At 59.1% G+C, this 18,694-nt stretch carries 20 protein-coding genes; 14 read left to right on the top strand and 6 right to left on the bottom strand.

The annotated features are described in order from the left end of the window. Positions 1-7 precede the first annotated feature (7 nt). The 6 genes from tssG (at position 8) to DTA24_RS11530 (ending at position 4,869) form a co-directional block, all read left to right on the top strand. Positions 8-1,024: a type VI secretion system baseplate subunit TssG gene (gene tssG, locus DTA24_RS11505; protein ID WP_164481328.1), complete on the top strand. Its 1,017-nt coding sequence runs from the start codon at positions 8-10 to the stop codon at positions 1,022-1,024. After that, positions 1,005-1,541: a type VI secretion system lipoprotein TssJ gene (gene tssJ, locus DTA24_RS11510; RefSeq protein ID WP_077257008.1), complete on the top strand. Its 537-nt coding sequence runs from the start codon at positions 1,005-1,007 to the stop codon at positions 1,539-1,541. The genes tssG and tssJ overlap by 20 nt, the downstream gene beginning before the upstream one ends. Before the next feature lie 2 nt (positions 1,542-1,543). Then, positions 1,544-1,987, top strand: a complete 444-nt coding sequence (tssE, locus tag DTA24_RS11515) for a type VI secretion system baseplate subunit TssE (protein ID WP_004152261.1) — start codon at positions 1,544-1,546, stop codon at positions 1,985-1,987. 19 nt (positions 1,988-2,006) lie between these two features. After that, positions 2,007-3,410: a VasL domain-containing protein gene (locus tag DTA24_RS11520; protein WP_038421420.1), complete on the top strand. Its 1,404-nt coding sequence runs from the start codon at positions 2,007-2,009 to the stop codon at positions 3,408-3,410. Positions 3,411-3,541: 131 nt separating this feature from the next. Beyond that, positions 3,542-4,456, top strand: coding sequence for a sugar ABC transporter substrate-binding protein (locus DTA24_RS11525; RefSeq protein WP_032730670.1), 915 nt, complete (start codon positions 3,542-3,544; stop codon positions 4,454-4,456). An 83-nt stretch (positions 4,457-4,539) separates the two neighbouring features. Continuing rightward, on the top strand, positions 4,540-4,869 hold the full coding sequence (locus DTA24_RS11530) for a DUF1869 domain-containing protein (protein WP_043875095.1): 330 nt from the start codon (positions 4,540-4,542) through the stop codon (positions 4,867-4,869). Positions 4,870-4,950: 81 nt separating this feature from the next. Here DTA24_RS11530 and ychF read toward each other — a convergent pair whose 3' ends face one another. Further along, positions 4,951-6,045, bottom strand: a complete 1,095-nt coding sequence (gene ychF / locus DTA24_RS11535) for a redox-regulated ATPase YchF (protein WP_008804380.1) — start codon at positions 6,043-6,045, stop codon at positions 4,951-4,953. 117 nt (positions 6,046-6,162) lie between these two features. Next, a complete protein-coding gene (gene pth / locus DTA24_RS11540) occupies positions 6,163-6,747 on the bottom strand; it encodes an aminoacyl-tRNA hydrolase (RefSeq protein WP_004180389.1) in 585 nt (194 codons plus the stop codon). 272 nt (positions 6,748-7,019) lie between these two features. Here pth and ychH point away from each other — a divergent pair, with 272 nt between their 5' ends. Further along, a complete protein-coding gene (ychH, locus tag DTA24_RS11545; RefSeq protein ID WP_002910437.1) occupies positions 7,020-7,295 on the top strand; it encodes a stress-induced protein YchH in 276 nt (91 codons plus the stop codon). Positions 7,296-7,515: 220 nt separating this feature from the next. Further along, entirely contained in the window at positions 7,516-8,562 is a 1,047-nt protein-coding gene (locus DTA24_RS11550) for a MerR family transcriptional regulator (RefSeq protein ID WP_008804381.1), read from the top strand. Here the strand turns inward: DTA24_RS11550 and dauA are convergent, their stop codons facing one another. The 4 genes from dauA to lolB all read right to left on the bottom strand — a co-directional run bounded on the left by dauA (position 8,563) and on the right by lolB (position 13,083). Continuing rightward, positions 8,563-10,242, bottom strand: a complete 1,680-nt coding sequence (gene dauA, locus DTA24_RS11555) for a C4-dicarboxylic acid transporter DauA (protein ID WP_071787626.1) — start codon at positions 10,240-10,242, stop codon at positions 8,563-8,565. A 250-nt stretch (positions 10,243-10,492) separates the two neighbouring features. After that, positions 10,493-11,440 (bottom strand): ribose-phosphate diphosphokinase, encoded by a 948-nt coding sequence (gene prs / locus DTA24_RS11560; protein ID WP_002910407.1) that lies wholly within the window; start codon positions 11,438-11,440, stop codon positions 10,493-10,495. 183 nt (positions 11,441-11,623) lie between these two features. After that, the gene (gene ispE, locus DTA24_RS11565; RefSeq protein ID WP_012541338.1) at positions 11,624-12,472 is read right to left on the bottom strand and encodes a 4-(cytidine 5'-diphospho)-2-C-methyl-D-erythritol kinase; all 849 of its coding nucleotides are present in this window, start codon (positions 12,470-12,472) and stop codon (positions 11,624-11,626) included. Next, positions 12,472-13,083, bottom strand: a complete 612-nt coding sequence (gene lolB / locus DTA24_RS11570; RefSeq protein ID WP_008804385.1) for a lipoprotein insertase outer membrane protein LolB — start codon at positions 13,081-13,083, stop codon at positions 12,472-12,474. Before lolB ends, ispE begins: the two co-directional genes overlap by 1 nt. A 271-nt stretch (positions 13,084-13,354) precedes the next feature. Between lolB and hemA the strand changes: the two genes are divergently transcribed. From hemA to kdsA, 6 genes are read left to right on the top strand one after another with little or no spacing between them, the layout of a single operon-like run. After that, entirely contained in the window at positions 13,355-14,611 is a 1,257-nt protein-coding gene (gene hemA / locus DTA24_RS11575; protein ID WP_012541339.1) for a glutamyl-tRNA reductase, read from the top strand. Positions 14,612-14,653: 42 nt separating this feature from the next. Continuing rightward, positions 14,654-15,736, top strand: coding sequence for a peptide chain release factor 1 (prfA, locus tag DTA24_RS11580; RefSeq protein WP_008804387.1), 1,083 nt, complete (start codon positions 14,654-14,656; stop codon positions 15,734-15,736). Next, a complete protein-coding gene (gene prmC / locus DTA24_RS11585) occupies positions 15,736-16,584 on the top strand; it encodes a peptide chain release factor N(5)-glutamine methyltransferase (RefSeq protein ID WP_032735945.1) in 849 nt (282 codons plus the stop codon). The genes prfA and prmC overlap by 1 nt, the downstream gene beginning before the upstream one ends. Next, positions 16,584-16,976: an invasion regulator SirB2 gene (gene sirB2 / locus DTA24_RS11590; RefSeq protein ID WP_008804389.1), complete on the top strand. Its 393-nt coding sequence runs from the start codon at positions 16,584-16,586 to the stop codon at positions 16,974-16,976. Before prmC ends, sirB2 begins: the two co-directional genes overlap by 1 nt. Positions 16,977-16,979: 3 nt before the next feature. Further along, on the top strand, positions 16,980-17,792 hold the full coding sequence (sirB1, locus tag DTA24_RS11595; protein WP_008804390.1) for an invasion regulator SirB1: 813 nt from the start codon (positions 16,980-16,982) through the stop codon (positions 17,790-17,792). 39 nt (positions 17,793-17,831) lie between these two features. Then, positions 17,832-18,686 (top strand): 3-deoxy-8-phosphooctulonate synthase, encoded by an 855-nt coding sequence (gene kdsA / locus DTA24_RS11600; protein ID WP_002910393.1) that lies wholly within the window; start codon positions 17,832-17,834, stop codon positions 18,684-18,686. The last annotated feature ends 8 nt before the right edge of the window (positions 18,687-18,694 follow it).

Genomic DNA, 18,694 nt, shown 5'->3' on the forward strand with positions numbered 1-18,694 from the left:
GCCGTACATGAATTTTTACCGCTTCTGCCAGTTGCTGGAGAAGAACCATCCGAAGGCGCCGATCATCGGCAGCGGCTGGCTATTAGGTGATGAACCCATACGCTTTCGCCCGCATCCGGGGATGGGCTTTCCGGCTGGCGAAATCCGTGGAATGGACGATCCTGAACCGCCCCGTCCGCCGGCGGTTCGCGTTACTTTTATGGGACTCTACGGCGTGGAATCCCCGCTGCCGACCCACTATAGCGATGACATTGCGCAACGGCGGGAAGGCGTCGAGGCGACCGAGGATTTTCTCGATATCTTTAACCATCGGCTGATCGCCCAGTATTACCGTATCTGGCGCAAATATTCCTACCCGGCAACCTTTCGGGCGGGTGGCACGGACAACACCTCGCAGTATCTGCTGGGCCTGGCGGGGCTGGGCATACCGGGATGTGCCGCCGTTGCCGCAGCGCCGCTGTCGCGATTTCTGGCGCTGCTGCCGGTGATGATGCTGCCGGGGAGATCCGGGGAAGGCATGGAGGCGCTGGTGGCGCTCCTGGCCCCGGGGACCCGGGCGACGGTGTACCACCACGATCCCTGCCGGATCCCCTTGTCGCAGCCGTTAACGATGAGCATCCGCCAGCCGGTTAGCCTGCAACACAGGCCAGTGATGGGAACCCACGCCACGGATGTGAACAGTCAGGTGTTGCTGCAGCTGGCGACGGAAAAGCCTGATGAGGTCCGCGGCTGGCTGCCTGGCGGCGAACTGTTCAGCGACCTGATGGCGCTCCTGCACGTCTGGCTCGGATCTCATCTCGACGTGCGGCTGCAGCTTTGCGTCGCCCGCCATTTACTGCCGGATGCGCAACTTTGCTGCCAGCAGGCGCATGCCGTCCAGCTTGGCCGTACCGCTGTGCTGCGTCCGCTGGATGCGCAGAAACAGGCTGACGACAGGACCACGATTTATCTGGGGCGCTATCAGCGCGTCCGGGAAAATATCCACCGCAGGGAGAGCGATGAAGATGGCGATTACCGCAGTTAAACCCTCCGCCAGGTTGCTGGCATTCCTTATGGTTACCGTCTTAACCGGCTGCGGCCTGACGCAGACCGTAAAAGACGGCGCCGTTTCCGTGACCCAGTCCATTTTTTACCCCCAGGTGAAAACCCTGCATCTGGATCTTCGCGCCCGGGAAGGGGTGAATAACAACGCCAAAGGCGCCTCCCTGGCGACGGTGGTGCGTATTTACCAGCTTAAGGATCGGCAGGCGTTTGACAATACTGACTACCCGTCGCTGTTTGCCGGCGATGGCCAGGCGCTGCAGGCGGACCGGGTGGCGGAAAAAGATGTTCGCCTGCGTCCGGGCGAGTCGGTGACCGTCGATATGCCCATGGAAACCCGCGCGCAGTTTGTGGCGGTGGCGGCCATGTTTATCGATCCAGACCTGACGCAAAACAGCTGGCGGCTGGTACTCACCCGGGACGATCTTGACCCGGCGAGGCCGCGCATTATCGAAGCCAGCCAAAATCAACTGACGCTGCACCCGCTTAAGGAGAAGTGAAAATGCCTCGTCCCTCCCTGTATGACATCCTGTACGGCAACTTCGCCGGCGGGCTTGACCTGAATACTGTCAGCGAAACGGATCAGGTCATCCTGTCGGTGCTCGATAACATGCAGCGCATCCTTAACTGTCGGGCTGGAACGCTGGCGCATCTGCCGGACTACGGCCTGCCGGATATGACCGCTATCCTCCAGGGGATGCCGGCGTCGGCGCATCAGCTGATGAGCACGTTATCGGCGGTGTTGCTGAAATACGAACCGCGCCTGCAGCGGATCGCGGTGGTGATGCTCGATCAGCATGCGCCCGGCGAACTGCGCTATGCCATTGATGCGGAGCTGAAGGATATTGGCCTGGTGCGTTACGGCACAGAGTTTATGCCCGAGGGCAGGGTGTTGATCCGCCACCTCAAACGCCAGCAGTATCTTGACGCCCGCTCCGCCCTCTAATCTCTCGCTGAAAGACATCATGATGACAACACACGACGAACGCCACTATAAAACCGGTGGCGACCCGCGCACGCTGGCTGATTTTATTGCCCTGCGTGCGGAAATGAACAAGCTCAGCCACCCGGCGCGGCCGGATATTAACTGGCCGTATGCCGAGCAGCTTGCCCGCTCGCTGCTGGAGCATCACGGCGCGGATCTGCAGACTGTCGCCTGGTATACGCTGGCCCGCGCCAGGCTGGGCGGGCTGGCAGGGATCCACGAGGGGCTGTCGCTAATGGAGTCGCTGCTGGCCCACCAGGGGAAAAACCTGTGGCCGCAGGCGCTCCCGGCCCGGACAGAGATCTTCCGCACCCTGAGCAAGCGGCTGCGGCAGGTGCTCCGCACTCTCAGTCTCGCCCCGGCGGATCTCGAATCGCTTGGTCAGGCTGAACGTTCGCTGCAGAGCTTCGACGCAGTGCTCCAGCGCCTTGAGATCGGGCCTGAAAACCCGCTGAGCGACCTGCGGGCGCTGCTGCACAGCACGGTAAGCCGCTTCGAGAATCTCGACCCTGCGCCAGCGCTCCCCACCGCGCCGCCGGTGGCGGTGTCTGACGCGGAACTTCCCGGCGCTCTGGTCAGCGAAGAGGATGCGGCGAAGGTTGAACCAGTGCCAGAACTAAAACGTAGGCCAAAGGCTGAGCCGCTTGCGCCGCCTTTACCTGCAAAGCGGCCCGCGCCAGTGGTGGCGTCTTCTCCGGCAACCGCGCCGCGCTGGAAGCCGTTTGTCGCCGGGATGGTCACCATGCTGGCGGTGACGGGCATCGCCGTCGGTGGATGGCTGGCGTTGCGTCAGTCCGATTTACCGCCCATTTCGGTGACCCAAAATGTGATACCGGGCCTGCCGGGGGCATCTCCCCTGATGCCGGTGGATCTGCCTCAGACGCAGCGCCAGCTTGGCGAGCTCGCCCGCCTGGCGCCGGACTGGGCGGTAAGCTACGGCGACCAGCTGGTCCGGCAGGCCCTGAGTCGCTGGCCGGATCAAGCACAACCGCTGGCGCAGCAGTGGCGGCAGCAGTTGAGCGCTGCCGCACTGCCCGCGGAAAACCTCACCGGCTGGTCCGAGGGAATGCAGCAGCTGCAGCGGCTCGCCGGCCAGCTCAATGCCCTCGACGAGCAGAAGGGGAGATACCTCACGGTGAGCGAACTGAAAACCGCAGTGTTTGCCATCATGCAGTCGTTTAACCGCGCCGTTCCGCTGGAGGAGGAGCTACGCCAGCTGGCCGTGCTTCCCGTTGATCAACCCTGGCCTGCCGCCCGGGAAAGCCTCGCGGAGCTGCATCTGCAACAGCTGATAGTGGAGTATGCCCTGCTGAAGCGAAAGCAGGCGCCGCCCGCGGCGATCCCCCCTACCGGTGAGCCCTCAGTGAGTGAGGCGGTGAAATAAAGTGTGCGCATGGCAACATTTTCTTTACATCCTTATTGCAAGAACTGAACGCCCTTCGTAGTCTGAAAATGATTTAAATATACCATTTATGTTTATATTGAAAATTTCATTTCGACCTCTGAGGGCATGCTATGAAGCACTGTAAAATCATCCTGTTAGTGGGGTTACTGGCCAGTTCCGCCTCGGCTTTGGCGGAGAAGATCGGCGTCTCAATGGCCTACTTCGATCAAAACTTTCTCACCATTATCCGCCAGTCCATTGAGAAAGAGGCCCGCGCCCGTCATGTCGACGTGCAGTTTGAAGACGCCCGCGGCGACACCGGACGCCAGGCCGATCAGGTGCAGAGCTTTATCGCCTCCGGCGTGGACGCGATCATCGTCGACCCGGTGGACTCCGCCAGCACCCCGCAGCTGACGAAGATGGCGCAGCAGGCCAAAATGCCGCTGGTGTATGTGAACCGGACGCCGGGGGATAAAACGTTACCGCCTGGCGTGGTGTTTGTCGGTTCGGACGAGCGGGAGTCCGGCACATTGCAGATGGAGGCGCTGGCGAAGCTGGCGAACTACAAAGGCAATGTCGCCATCATGATCGGCAATCTCACTGACGCCGGCGCGCTGCAGCGCACCAAAGACGTCGAGCAGGTGGTGGCCAAATATCCGGCAATGAAAGTGGTGCAGAAACAGCCGGCCAACTATTCCCGCAGCGAGGGAATGGATCTGATGCAGAACTGGACAGGCAACGGGGAAGCGATTGATATTGTGGCGGCGAACAACGACGAGATGGCGATTGGCGCGGCGATGGCGCTGGAGAAGAGCCAGAAGAAGCTGTTGATCGGTGGGATCGACGCCACGCCGGACGGGCTGAAAGCCCTGGCCAGCGATAAGATCCAGGTGACGGTCTTCCAGGACGCCGTCGGTCAGGGCAAAACGGCCTTAGCGGTAGCGCTGAAGTTGATTAAAGGAGAAAAGGTCGAGTCTCATGTCTGGATCCCGTTTGAGTTAGTGACCAAAGAAAACATGCAGACCTATGTGGAAAAGAGTCATTAACGGCAAGGCGCACGTGAACGAACTTTGCTGATAAAACCGGGCTGATAATGTGACGCCCGGGCAACGAAACCGGAGGAAAAGACATGGCAACGGCAAGAAGCGGCTATACGCTGCAGGTGATAAAGGCAGGGCAGCAGGGACATGTTGAAATGAGGTGGGGGCATCTCGCAGACGTTGATACGCGCGCGGCGGCGGCGGCCATCGTGCAGCAAATCGGGCGACCATCGTCCGCAGCGGGACAGCTGGAGATCAGCCTGTCACTGACCAATGCCGCCAGCGGCATCTCGGTGGAGCTTCATCACCCGGCCTCAGGGGAAAGCGCCACCCCGGCTTTCATCGAGGGCGAATTAAAGAAAATTGTGCAGATCGTTGATGGCTATGAGGCGGCTGAAGAGACCCATATTGTGGAGTAGCGTGTCGTCCGGGTAAAAAAAATCCACGCCGCTGCGTGGATTTTTATGACGCGGTGGTGGCGAAAACGCCAGCCAGCGGGATCAGACGTTGAACAGGAAGTTCATCACATCGCCATCTTTCACGATGTAGTCTTTACCTTCAGCACGCATTTTACCGGCTTCTTTTGCACCCTGTTCGCCTTTGTAGGTAATAAAATCTTCATAGGCGATGGTCTGCGCGCGGATAAAACCTTTTTCGAAGTCGGTGTGGATCTTACCGGCTGCCTGCGGGGCGGTTGCCCCGACCGGGATGGTCCATGCGCGAACTTCCTTCACCCCTGCGGTGAAGTAGGTCTGCAGATTCAGCAGCTCGTAACCGGCGCGGATCACGCGGTTGAGGCCTGGCTCTTCGAGACCCAGCTCGGCCATAAACTCGTCGCGGTCAGCGTCGTCCAGCTCGGCAATATCGGACTCAACGGCGGCGCAAACGGCGACGACCACAGAACCTTCGGCGGCGGCAATTTCACGGACTTTATCGAGATAAGGGTTATTCTCAAAGCCGTCTTCATTGACGTTGGCGATATACATGGTCGGCTTCAGCGTCAGGAAGCTGAGGTATTTAATCGCTGCTTTGTCTTCGTCGGTCAGGTTTTTCAGTGAACGCAGCATGCCGGCATTTTCCAGCTGCGGCAGGCATTTTTCCAGCGCCGCCAGCTCAGCTTTAGCGTCTTTATCGCCGCCTTTAGCTTTCTTCTGCACACGGTGGATAGCGCGCTCGCAGGTGTCCAGATCGGAGAGTGCCAGCTCGGTGTTGATAACGTCGATGTCGTCAGCCGGATCCACTTTGTTGTTAACGTGGATAATGTTGTCATTTTCAAAGCAGCGAACCACGTGGCCGATAGCTTCGGTTTCACGGATGTTGGTCAGAAACTGGTTGCCGAGACCTTCACCTTTGGACGCGCCTTTCACCAGGCCCGCGATATCAACGAATTCCATCGTCGTCGGCAGGATGCGCTGCGGTTTGACGATTTCAGCCAGCTTGTCCAGACGCGGATCGGGCATCGGTACGACACCGGTGTTCGGCTCAATGGTACAGAAGGGGAAGTTGGCCGCTTCAATACCCGCTTTGGTGAGCGCATTGAACAGGGTGGATTTGCCGACGTTGGGCAAACCGACGATACCGCATTTGAATCCCATGATTTAAATCACCTTAATCTTTGGATAATCAATCTGTTATAAGCAACAGATTGCAGAAAATTGAATAGCTTTGCCTATTATACACGGTGCGCGGCAAAAATGCCGCACGACAACGGCTTATTGCGCCTTAAAGGCATGTAAGCGGTTGGTGGCTTTGGTCAGCCCGTCCTTTAACCAGATTTCGGTGCAGCGCGCCGCTTCGTCGACAGCATCATCAATCAGTTTCTGCTCGCTGGCCGGCGGTTTGCCGAGTACAAAGCCGACAACCTTGTTTTTGTCACCCGGATGGCCGATCCCGACGCGTAAGCGGTGAAAGTTCGGGTTATTGCCGAGCTTACTGATGATGTCCTTTAGGCCGTTGTGGCCGCCGTGGCCACCGCCAAGCTTGAATTTCGCCACCCCGGGCGGCAAATCCAGCTCATCATGGGCGACCAGAATTTCATCCGGGTTGATGCGATAAAAGGTCGCCATTGCAGCCACTGCTTTACCGCTGAGGTTCATAAACGTCGTAGGAACCAGCAGGCGAACGTCTTCGCCCGCCAGATTGATGCGCGAGGTGTAGCCGAAGAACTTGCTCTCTTCGCGCAGCGGCGCACGATGGCGATCCGCCAGTAAATCGACATACCAGGCGCCAGCGTTGTGCCGGGTGGCGGCATATTCCGCACCGGGGTTGGCCAGGCCGACAATCAGTTTAATGGTCACGTTTTCTTTCCTGCATGGGGCATTCTCTGCCGCGTAGTGTACTGTCTGCGGGCGCGCTTGACAAAGTTCTGCCCACGAGACAATACCAGCATTGATGATTACCCACCTGAATCATTAGAATTTGATATTGTTCAGAGGCTTATTTGTAAATATTTGTCTAATCGGTGTTCACTAATGTGATCGTGGGCGCACTCCAGGGCAGGGACCCTGTCTATACTACACCTATAAGATTTGGGGATATTCCCTGGCAACCCAAAGTCCGGAGGTGACACATGAAACGCAAAAACGCTTCGTTACTCGGTAACGTACTCATGGGGTTAGGGTTGGTGGTGATGGTTGTGGGGGTAGGTTACTCCATTCTGAACCAGCTTCCGCAGCTTAACCTGCCGCAATTCTTTGCACATGGCGCAATCTTAAGCATCTTCGTTGGCGCCGTGCTCTGGCTGGCCGGTGCCCGTATTGGCGGCCACGAGCAGGTCAGCGACCGCTACTGGTGGGTGCGCCACTATGATAAACGCTGCCGTCGTAATCAGCATCGCCACAGCTAACCGTAGCATGATTTCCCGCATCGGCCCCTGAAGGCCGATGCGTTTTCCTGTGACTCTCGTTATTTCCTCCTCTTTTCCCCATCACCATACGACCCCATTCCGTCCTGACCTCCGTGCTGCTAAGGTTGCCACCAAAATGAATAGCTAATGAGGTTTTCGCTTGACCCTGACGTTACGTCAGGCAGCAGAGTAGCGGACCTGGCCACAGAGAGGAGCAGTCATGTTAATTCAGGTGGGAGAGCTGGCGAAGCGCGCCGGAATGACGGTGCGTACGCTGCATCATTATGAACAGACGGGGCTGTTAACGCCTTCGGCCAGAAGCGAGGCGGGCTATCGGCTCTATAACCTGTCCGCGGTTCAGCGCCTGCATATGATAAAGGCGCTGGCGCAGGCCGGGCTGACGCTCGCCACCATCAAGGACTATCTCGATCGGCAAACGCTGTCGCTACCCGAGCTGCTGACGCAGCAGATAGAGACGCTCAACGCCCAATTGCGCGATGTCGGCAGGCTGCGCGACCGGCTGTTGGTGCTGCGCGAGGCGCTGGCGGGCGGCAATGAACCCGATCTGGAGTCCTGGCTACAGACGTTGGAGTTAATGAAAATGTACGATCGTTGGTTTAGTCAACAGGAGTTAGCCGCGCTGCCGTTTGCGGCACAGGATGAACAGCGCGCGCAGGCGTGGCGCGAGCTAACAGAGGAGGTGCAGACGCTGATGGCGAGCGGCTGCCCGACGGACAGTCCGCAGGCGATGAGTATGGCGACGCGCTGGATGGAGCGCCTGGAGCAGGATACGGCAGGGCGCCCGGAGTTTCTGACCCGCCTGAACGAGATGCATGCCGCCGAGCCGCAAATGGTTGAACAGACCGGCGTCACCCCGGCCATCATCGCCTTTATCACCGAGGCCTTTGCCGAAAGCAAACTGGCCATCTGGGCGCGTTACCTCGACGACGAGGAGATGGCGTTCACCCGCCGGCACTATTTCGACCGGCTACAGGAGTGGCCTGCGCTGGTGGCGAAGCTGCATCAGGCGTGCCGGGAGGGCGTAGCGCCGGACTCGGCGTCGGGTCAGGCGCTGGCCCGGGCGTGGCTTGAACTGTTTCAGTCCTATGCTGGTACCCGGCCGCAGACGTTGCAGAAGTTTCGTCGGGCAATGGAGCAGGAGCCGCATTTGATGAAGGGCACCTGGATGACGCCGGCGGTGCTGAGCTGGCTGCAGCAGGCGACCGGAGCCTTGATGCGGCAGGCGCAGGGGCCTGCCGCCGGGTGATCACAGGTCAGCCAGCGCGGCCTGACGATCGGGGTAGAAGCTCAGGCGTCCGGGCAGCGGCTTGACGCCGGCGCGCGCTAACGTGCGCAGCGGCTGAAACTCGAGGTTAGATACGCGCAATTCACAGCCTTCCGGCAGCTTGTTCACAAAGCGCTGGAAGGCATCCAGACCACCGGCGTCGAGAACCGGCACCGCGTCCCATTTCAGCACCACGATGCGCTTGCCGGCGATCCGGGTCTCCAGGTCGTTGAACAAGCCTTCGGCGGCGGCAAAGAACAGCGGCCCAATCACCCGCAGCACCAGCACATCGTCTGGCACCTCGACGTTGACCGGCGCCAGATGGGTCATGCGCGCGATACGGCGCATAAACAACAGCGAGGCCAGCACGATCCCGACGCTGATGGCAATCACCATATCAAACAGCACCGTCAGCGACATGCACATCAGCATCACCACGATGTCGTCTTTCGGTGCGTGGCGCAGCAGGTTGATCACTTTATGCGCCTCGCTCATATTCCATGCCACCATCAGCAGCAGGGCGGCCATCGCCGACAGCGGCAGCCAGGAGAGCAGCGGGGCGAGGATCAGCAGCGCCAGGATCACCAGCAGGGCGTGGATCACGGCGGCAACCGGCGATGTGGCGCCGGCGCGGACGTTCGCTGCCGAGCGGGCAATCGCCGCGGTGGCAGTGATCCCGCCGAAGAACGGCGCAACGATGTTGCCCAGCCCCTGGCCAATCAGCTCGCTGTTGGCTTTATGCTTGGTACCGGTCATGCCATCGAGCACCACCGCGCACAGCAGAGACTCAATGGCGCCGAGCATCGCCATGGAGAACGCGGCAGGCAGCAGGGCCTGCAGCGAGGCCCAGCTCAGGGTAAAGTTTGAGCCCGGCATATCCCAGGGGAGTACCAGCTGCGGCAGCAGCTGTGGAATACCGTTGCCCTGAGTGCCGTCTGCCAGCTGATAGTGGAACTGCGAGCCAATTGTGGCGACATCGCCGCCGAGCAAATTAACCACCAGCATCACCGCGCAGCCAGCCAGCAGCGCCGGAAGGTGGCCCGGCAGACGGATACCCAGCCGCGGCCAGAGGATCAAGGTGCCAAGGGTGACGACGCCGATGGCTGCATCGCCGGGGTTAATCGTTGGCAGGGCCATCGCCAGCGCCGCCACTTTCTGCAGGTAATGCTCCGGCACATGGGGCATCTGCAGGCCGAGGAAGTCTTTAATCTGCATGGTACCGATGGTGATACCGATCCCGGAGGTGAAACCGAGAGTCACCGACAGCGGGATATATTCGATCAGACGGCCAAAGCGCGCCAGACCAAAGAGAATTAAAAAGATCCCCGACATCAGCGTCGCCACCAGTAGCCCCGCCAGACCAAACTGCTGGGAAACCGGATAGAGGATCACCACAAAGGCGGCGGTCGGACCGGAAACGCTAAAGCGCGACCCGCCGGTTAAGGCGATCACAATCCCTGCCACCGCTGAAGTATAGAGGCCGTACTGCGGCGGCACACCGCTGCCAATCGCCAGCGCCATCGCCAGCGGAATCGCAATGATCCCGACGGTGATCCCGGCGATCAGGTCGCGGGTAAAGCGGGCGGTGGTGTACTTTTCTTTCCAACAAGCGTCGATGAGGGCGCGGAAAGGCATCACATGTGAGGAAAATAATCTGTTCACAATAATGTTTCATCCATGAGCGCATCATCTGTCAACTAAATGGCAGGTGAAGGAGGCATTGGTCATTTCCACGTCATCCTTCGGGATGCCTCTGTGTTGGCTGCGTTCATTTACCCCGGTCACGTACTGCCTGTACGCTCCCGGGGATTCATTCACTTGCCGCCTTGACGCATGCCGAATGATTTTGTGGAAGAATTAAAAATTCAGAGACAAAAAAACCCGCCGCAGCGGGTTTTTATGCTCGGCTCGATTAATGTTCGAACATAGCAGAGATAGATTCTTCATTGCTGATACGGCGAATAGCTTCAGCCAGCATACCGGAGAGCGTCAGAGTACGCACTTTATCCAGCGCTTTAATTTCGGGTGCCAGCGGAATGGTATCGCAAACGACAAATTCATCAATCACAGAGTTTTTGATGTTCTGGATAGCGTTACCGGAGAAGATCGGATGCGTGGCGTAAGCGAATACGCGTTTCGCGCCACGCTCTTTCAGCGCTTCTGCCGCTTTACACAGGGTGCCGCCGGTGTCGATCATATCGTCGACCATCACGCAGTCACGACCAGCCACGTCGCCGATGATATGCATCACCTGGGAGACGTTGGCGCGCGGACGGCGCTTGTCGATGATAGCCATATCGGTATCATTCAGCAGTTTAGCGATAGCGCGGGCACGCACGACGCCGCCGATGTCCGGAGAAACCACAATCGGGTTGTCCAGGTTCAGCTGCAGCATATCTTCCAGCAGGATTGGGCTGCCGAACACGTTATCAACTGGCACATCGAAGAAGCCCTGGATCTGTTCTGCGTGCAGGTCAACGGTCAGCACGCGGTCAACGCCGACGCTGGACAGGAAATCCGCCACCACTTTCGCGGTGATTGGCACACGAGCAGAACGAACACGACGGTCCTGGCGAGCATAACCGAAGTAAGGGATAACGGCGGTGATACGACCTGCCGAAGCACGACGCAGAGCATCAACCATAACAACCAGTTCCATCAGGTTGTCATTGGTGGGAGCACAAGTGGACTGGATGATGAAAATATCACCACCGCGTACGTTTTCATTGATTTGTACGCTGACTTCGCCGTCGCTAAAACGACCTACAGCGGCGTCGCCAAGAGAAGTGTACAGGCGGTTGGCAATACGTTGTGCTAGTTCCGGGGTGGCGTTACCAGCAAAAAGCTTCATATCAGGCACGAGAAGAACCTCAGGCATGCGTCCAGTGGTGGATGAGTGGGCCAATAATGTGCGGGCTGGCGCCATTCGATCCAGTCGGTGTATTTAAAGAGCACGATGCAACGTCTGGAACAGGGTGACGTTGTCACCGTAACTCAATTTCCCCGGTTGACTCGTTATCGTTGCGCCATCACGGCGCAGGATTCAGAGCAGGGCCTGCTTGAGCGGCGAGAGGTTAACTCCGCGCGCTACAAAGCCATTTAGCCATGCCGGGGCAGTGTCCAGCACCTGACGGGCAGCGGATTCGGTGTTAAATTCAGCAAACACACAGGCCCCTGTGCCGGTCAGGCGTGACGGCGCATATTCTAACAGCCAGGAAAGCGCTGCATCAACCTCGCGAAAACGTTTTCTTGCGATAAGCTCGCAATCGTTGCTGAATTCACAATTTAATAACGTATTAATTGACCGGCGCGGGGTATTTCGTGGTAGCTCCGGATCGCGAAAAATGACTGGCGTCGGAATACTGACCCCCGGGTGCGCCACCAGGTACCATTTTTCCTCGGGCTCCACCGGCGTCAGAATTTCGCCGACTCCTTCGGCAAAGGCGGCATGACCGCGCACGAAGACCGGCACATCGGCCCCCAGCTGAAGGCCCAGGGTCGCCAGCTCCTCTTCAGAGAGACCGCAGCCCCAGAGATGGTTGAGCGCCACCAGCACGGTGGCGGCATTGGATGAGCCGCCGCCCAGGCCGCCGCCCATCGGCAGGCGCTTGTCGACACTGATATCGGCGCCGCTACCCGCCGGCAGGCGGTCGCTTTCGCTGGCGGCACGCATCAGCAGACGCGCGGCGCGAACGATCAGGTTCTCCTCGTCCGGCACGCCGGCCACCGGCGTCAGCAGGCGCAGTTGACCGTCAGTTCGCGGTTCGATGGTCAAGGTGTCGCCATAGTCGAGAAACTGAAACAGCGTCTGCAGGGTATGGTAGCCATCGGCCCGCTGGCCGGTGATATATAAAAACAGATTCAGTTTTGCAGGAGAGGGCCAGCGGCTCATCATTTCACGATCCAGTTATCCATCTTCAGCTTGATGCGCTGAGCGCCATTGTTCAGCTCGACATTAGACGGCAGGGCTGGCTGGGTATCGCTGGTGTAGCCGCCGTAGGTGACGTGCCAGGTTTTGCCATTTTGCGTGTAGTTAAGTTCACGCAGACGGTACTGATCGTCCAGCGAATAGTCGGTGGCGTCGCCCGGCAGGCCGATGATCCACTGGCGCAGGCTGTTCAGCGGGATCGGCATCCCGGTCAGGCGGCCGATCATCTCTTCGGCATCGGTGGCGGTGTAGGTCTGGCCTTTGTTATCGATCAGCTGCACGCTGCCTGGCTGCGCGGTCAGCGACAGCTCGGTGCTGCCCAGCGGGTTGGTCAGCAGCAGGCGATAGCGGTCCTGGCCGGTCTGTTGCCAGAAGAAGCGAGCATAGACTTTTTGCTCATCGGAAAGATAGGCAAACGCCCCGCGAGTCTGGAACTGGTTGAGGCTGCGAACAGCCTGCTGGTGCTGACGCCACTGCGGCGAATCCGGGCTTTTGCCAGGCCCTTGCGGCGTATGAAGAGAACAGGCGGTGAGGACGAGGCTGGCCAGCGGCAGCAAGCGGAACAGTCGATTCATAATGATGACAAATCCTTGATGTCTACAGGGAAAAACGGCGGCAGGGGAATAGCGGGCCGATTTGTGTAGCAGGTTACATTTATAACCCTTAATGCTAGCGTCGCCGGGCGATAGCGTCTACGTTCAAGTTGTCTGAAATCAAAAAATTAACGTTAATGGCGGTCTTGCTTTGGCTATTACTCCAAAAGGGGAGCCTCTCTTTTATTGATTACGCGCATCCTGTATGATGCACTCAGACTAACCTTAGCAACGCTGGTACTACTCCCTCACAATGACCCTTTTAGCTCTTGGCATCAATCACAAAACAGCGCCGGTCGACCTGCGAGAACGCGTGACGTTTTCGCCGGAAACGCTCGATCAGGCGCTGGAGAGCTTGCTGGCTCAGCCGATGGTGCAGGGTGGGGTAGTGCTGTCGACCTGCAACCGCACGGAACTCTATCTCAGCGTCGAAGAGCAGGACAATCTGCAGGAAGCGCTGATCCGCTGGCTGTGCAACTATCACGGCCTCAACGAAGAAGACCTGCGTAAGAGCCTCTACTGGCACCAGGATAATGACGCCGTCAGCCATCTGATGCGCGTCGCCAGCGGCCTCGATTCGCTGGTGCTGGGCGAGCCGCAGATCCTCGGCCAGGTGAAAAAAGCGTTTGCTGATTCCAGCCGCGGTCATCTTAACGTCAGCGAACTGGAGCGGATGTTCCAGAAGTCGTTCTCGGTGGCAAAGCGTGTGCGTACCGAAACCGATATCGGCGCCAGCGCCGTTTCCGTCGCGTTCGCCGCCTGTACCCTGGCGCGGCAAATCTTTGAATCGCTCTCCAGCGTCACCGTGTTACTGGTCGGCGCCGGTGAAACCATCGAACTGGTGGCGCGCCATCTTCGCGAACATCACGTGCGCAAAATGGTGATTGCCAACCGCACCCGCGAACGCGCCCAGGCGCTGGCGGACGAAGTGGGCGCCGAGGTGATTGCCCTCAGTGATATCGACGAACGGCTGAAAGAGGCCGACATTATTATCAGCTCCACCGCCAGTCCGCTGCCGATTATCGGCAAAGGTATGGTGGAGCGCGCGCTCAAGGCGCGGCGTAACCAGCCGATGCTGCTGGTGGATATCGCCGTCCCGCGCGATGTCGAACCGGAGGTCGGCAAGCTGGCCAACGCCTACCTCTACAGCGTCGACGATCTGCAAAACATCATTCAGCATAACCTGGCGCAGCGTAAAGCCGCGGCGGTGCAGGCGGAATCGATCGTCGAGCAGGAGACCAGCGAATTTATGGCCTGGCTGCGCGCGCAGAGCGCCAGCGAGACGATTCGCGAATACCGTTCTCAGTCTGAGCAGGTCCGTGAGGAGCTGACCGCGAAGGCGCTGGCCGCGCTGGAGCAGGGCGGTGATGCCCAGGAAATTATGCAGGATCTGGCCCGCAAGCTGACCAACCGCCTGATCCACGCGCCAACCAAATCTCTTCAGCAGGCCGCCCGTGACGGGGACGACGAACGCCTGCATATTCTGCGCAACAGCCTCGGGCTGGAATAGCGCACCTTTCTCTTATTTTCAGGACAGGGTGAATTCACGCCTATGAAGTCTTCTATTGTTGCCAAACTGGAAGCGTTGTACGAGCGCCATGAAGAAGTGCAGGCGCTGCTCGGCGATGCCGCGACGATTGCCGATCAGGATAAATTCCGCGCGCTGTCGCGGGAATATGCTCAACTGAGCGATGTGGCGCGCTGCTATACCGACTGGCGTCAGGTGCAGGAGGATATCGAAACTGCGCAGATGATGCTCGACGATCCGGAGATGCGCGAAATGGCGCAGGAAGAGCTGCGTGACGCCAAAGAAAAAGGCGACCAGCTGGAGCAACAGCTGCAGGTGCTGCTGTTGCCGAAAGATCCCGATGACGAGCGTAACGCTTTCGTGGAAGTGCGCGCCGGAACCGGCGGTGACGAAGCGGCGCTGTTTGCCGGCGATCTGTTCCGCATGTACAGCCGCTATGCGGAATCGCGTCGCTGGCAGGTGGAGATCCTCAGCGCCAACGAAGGTGAACACGGCGGTTTCAAAGAGGTGATCGCCAAATTCAGCGGCGACGGCGTTTACGGTCGGCTGAAATTTGAATCCGGCGGCCATCGCGTGCAGCGTGTGCCGGCCACCGAATCGCAGGGGCGTATTCATACCTCCGCCTGCACCGTGGCGGTGATGCCGGAGCTGCCGGAAGCCGAAATGCCGGACATTAACCCGGCGGATCTGCGCATCGATACTTTCCGCTCCTCCGGCGCGGGCGGTCAGCACGTCAACACCACCGACTCGGCTATCCGTATTACTCACCTGCCGACCGGCATCGTAGTGGAGTGTCAGGACGAACGTTCCCAGCATAAAAACAAAGCCAAGGCGTTGTCAGTGCTGGGGGCGCGTATCCGCGCCGCCGAAGTGGCCAAGCGTCAGCAGGCGGAAGCCTCCACGCGCCGTAACCTGCTGGGCAGCGGCGATCGTAGCGACCGTAACCGCACTTACAATTTCCCACAGGGGCGCGTGACCGACCACCGCATCAACCTGACGCTTTATCGTCTGGATGAAACCATGGAAGGCAAACTCGATATGCTGATTGAGCCAATTGTTCAGGAATATCAGGCCGATCAGCTGGCGGCGCTGTCCGAGCAGGAATGATGACCTTTCAGGCCTGGCTGCAGCAGGCGATCGCCCGGCTGCGTGAAAGCGACAGCCCGCGACGCGATGCCGAGATCCTGCTGGGACATGTTACCGGCCGGGCGCGCACCTGGATTTTGGCCTTCGGCGAAACGACGCTGTCCGCTGACGAGGCGACGACGCTGGAGGCGCTCCTGCAGCGACGTCAGCGCGGAGAACCCATTGCCCACCTGGTTGGGCAGCGTGAGTTCTGGTCGCTGCCGCTGTTCGTCTCCCCGGCGACGCTGATCCCCCGACCGGATACCGAGTGTCTGGTGGAGCAGGCGCTGGCGCGACTGCCTGCCGCGCCGTGCCGTATTCTCGACCTCGGCACCGGGACCGGCGCCATTGCTCTGGCGCTGGCCAGCGAGCGTCCGGATTGCGAGGTCACCGCGGTGGATGTGATGCCGGACGCCGTGGCGCTGGCACTGCGCAATGCCGCTCATCTGGACATCGCTAACGTGACGATACGGCAAAGCGACTGGTTTAGCGCGCTGGCCGGGCAGCGTTTTGCCATGATCGTCAGTAATCCACCCTATATCGACGCCGCCGACCCGCATCTCGCCGAGGGCGATGTGCGCTTTGAGCCGTTGACGGCGCTGGTTGCTGCCGATCAGGGGCTGGCGGATCTGGCGCAGATTATCCGCGAGGGACGGCAGTATCTGCTGCCCGGCGGCTGGATGCTGCTGGAGCATGGCTGGACCCAGGGCGAGGCGGTTCGCGCCCTGTTCCGCGAAGCGGGCTATCTCGACGTCGCGACCTGTCGCGACTATGGCGACAATGAACGTCTGACTCTCGGACGTTTACCCGACATGGAGAACGTTGGCTGATGAACTTATTCACGGCTGTCCTCTACCTGCACATCGCCAGCGTGGTGGTGTCGGTAGGATTGTTCGTTTTACGTTACTGGTGGATGTATCATCAGAGCCCGCTGCTGAACCAGCGGTGGGTGCGAATTGCGCCGCACTGCAGCGATACGCTGCTGTTTCTCAGCGGTGCGGGTTTAATGGCGATAACGCACTACCTGCCGTTCACCGAAGACGGCGCATGGCTGACTGAAAAGCTGTTTGGCGTTATCATTTACATCGCATTAGGTTTTATCGCGCTGGGCCGCCGTCGTCCGCGCAGCCAGCAGAGCCGTTTTATCGCGTTCCTGCTGGCGCTGGTGGTGTTGTTTATTATCATTCAACTCGCCATCACAAGAATACCGATACTGGGGTAGGGCATGGGGTCATTAGCGGATTTCGAATTTAACAAAGCGCCATTGTGTGATGGCATGGTCCTCATTTCTGAACAGGTCCGCGACGATTTTCCGTCGCGTTTTGTCGAGGAAGAGCTGCAGCGGCTGCTGCGCCTCGCGCAGGAGGAGATTGCGCCGTCGTGGGACCAGGAGCGCCAGATAGAACGCCTGCTGGCGCTGTTTTACGACGAGTGGGGCTTTGGCGCGTCGCAGGGCATTTATCGTCTTTCCGACGCGTTATGGCTGGATAAAGTGCTGGTCAACCGTCAGGGGAGCGCGGTGTCGTTAGGCGCGATCCTGCTGTGGATCGCCCAGCGCCTGGCGCTGCCGGTGGTGCCGGTGATCTTCCCGACCCAAATGCTGTTGCGTGCGGATCCGGAAACCAGCGAAGAGATGTGGCTGATTAATCCGTTTAACGGCGAGACCCTCGACGAACATACCCTGGAGGTATGGCTGAAGGGCAACATCGGGCCGGTGGCGGAACTGTTTAATGAAGATCTCGACGAAGCGGATAACGCCGAGGTGATCCGCAAGCTGCTGGACACCCTGAAGTCGGCGCTGATGGAAGAGCGGCAGATGGAGCTGGCTCTGCGCGCCAGCGAAGCGCTGCTGCAGTTTAACCCGGAAGATCCGTATGAGATCCGCGACCGCGGGCTGATATACGCCCAGCTGGACTGCGATCACGTGGCGCTGTTGGATCTGAGCTATTTCGTTGAGCAGTGCCCGGAGGATCCGATCAGTGAGATGATCCGCGCGCAGATCAACACGATTTCGCACAAACAAATTACATTGCATTAGTCTGGAACCATTCCGGTTACACCCTGATAAGGCGAACTTATGAAACAAAAAGTGGTTAGCATTGGTGATATCAACGTAGCGAACGACCTGCCGTTCGTGCTGTTCGGCGGGATGAACGTGCTGGAGTCGCGCGACCTGGCGATGCGCATCTGTGAACATTACGTCACCGTTACGCAGAAGCTTGGCATCCCCTACGTCTTCAAAGCCTCCTTTGATAAAGCCAACCGTTCCTCCATCCACTCCTATCGTGGTCCGGGTCTGGAAGAAGGGATGAAGATTTTCCAGGAGCTGAAGCAGACCTTTGGCGTGAAAATCATCACCGACGTTCATGAAGCCAGCCAGGCGCAGCCGGTGGCTGACGTGGTGGACGTGATCCAGCTTCCGGCCTTCCTCGCGCGCCAGACTGACCTGGTGGAAGCGATGGCCAAAACCGGGGCGGTGATCAACGTCAAGAAGCCGCAGTTCGTCAGCCCGGGTCAGATGGGCAATATCGTCGATAAGTTTATCGAAGGCGGTAACGACAAAGTGATCCTCTGCGACCGCGGCGCTAACTTCGGTTACGACAACCTGGTCGTGGATATGCTCGGCTTCGGCGTGATGAAGAAAGCCTCCAACAACTCGCCGGTTATCTTCGACGTCACCCACGCGCTGCAGTGCCGCGACCCGTTTGGCGCTGCCTCCGGCGGTCGCCGCGCGCAGGTGAGCGAGCTGGCCCGCGCCGGTATGGCGGTAGGTATCGCCGGTCTGTTTATCGAAGCGCATCCGGATCCGGACCACGCGAAATGCGACGGCCCGTCCGCGCTGCCGCTGGATAAACTGGAGCCGTTCCTCAAGCAGATGAAAGCGATTGACGATCTGGTGAAAAGCTTCGACGAGCTGGATACCAGCAAGTAAGCCTGAAC

Origin of the sequence: Klebsiella sp. P1CD1, from assembly GCF_003790505.1 — a bacterium.
Taxonomy (GTDB): Bacteria; Pseudomonadota; Gammaproteobacteria; order Enterobacterales; family Enterobacteriaceae; genus Klebsiella; species Klebsiella variicola.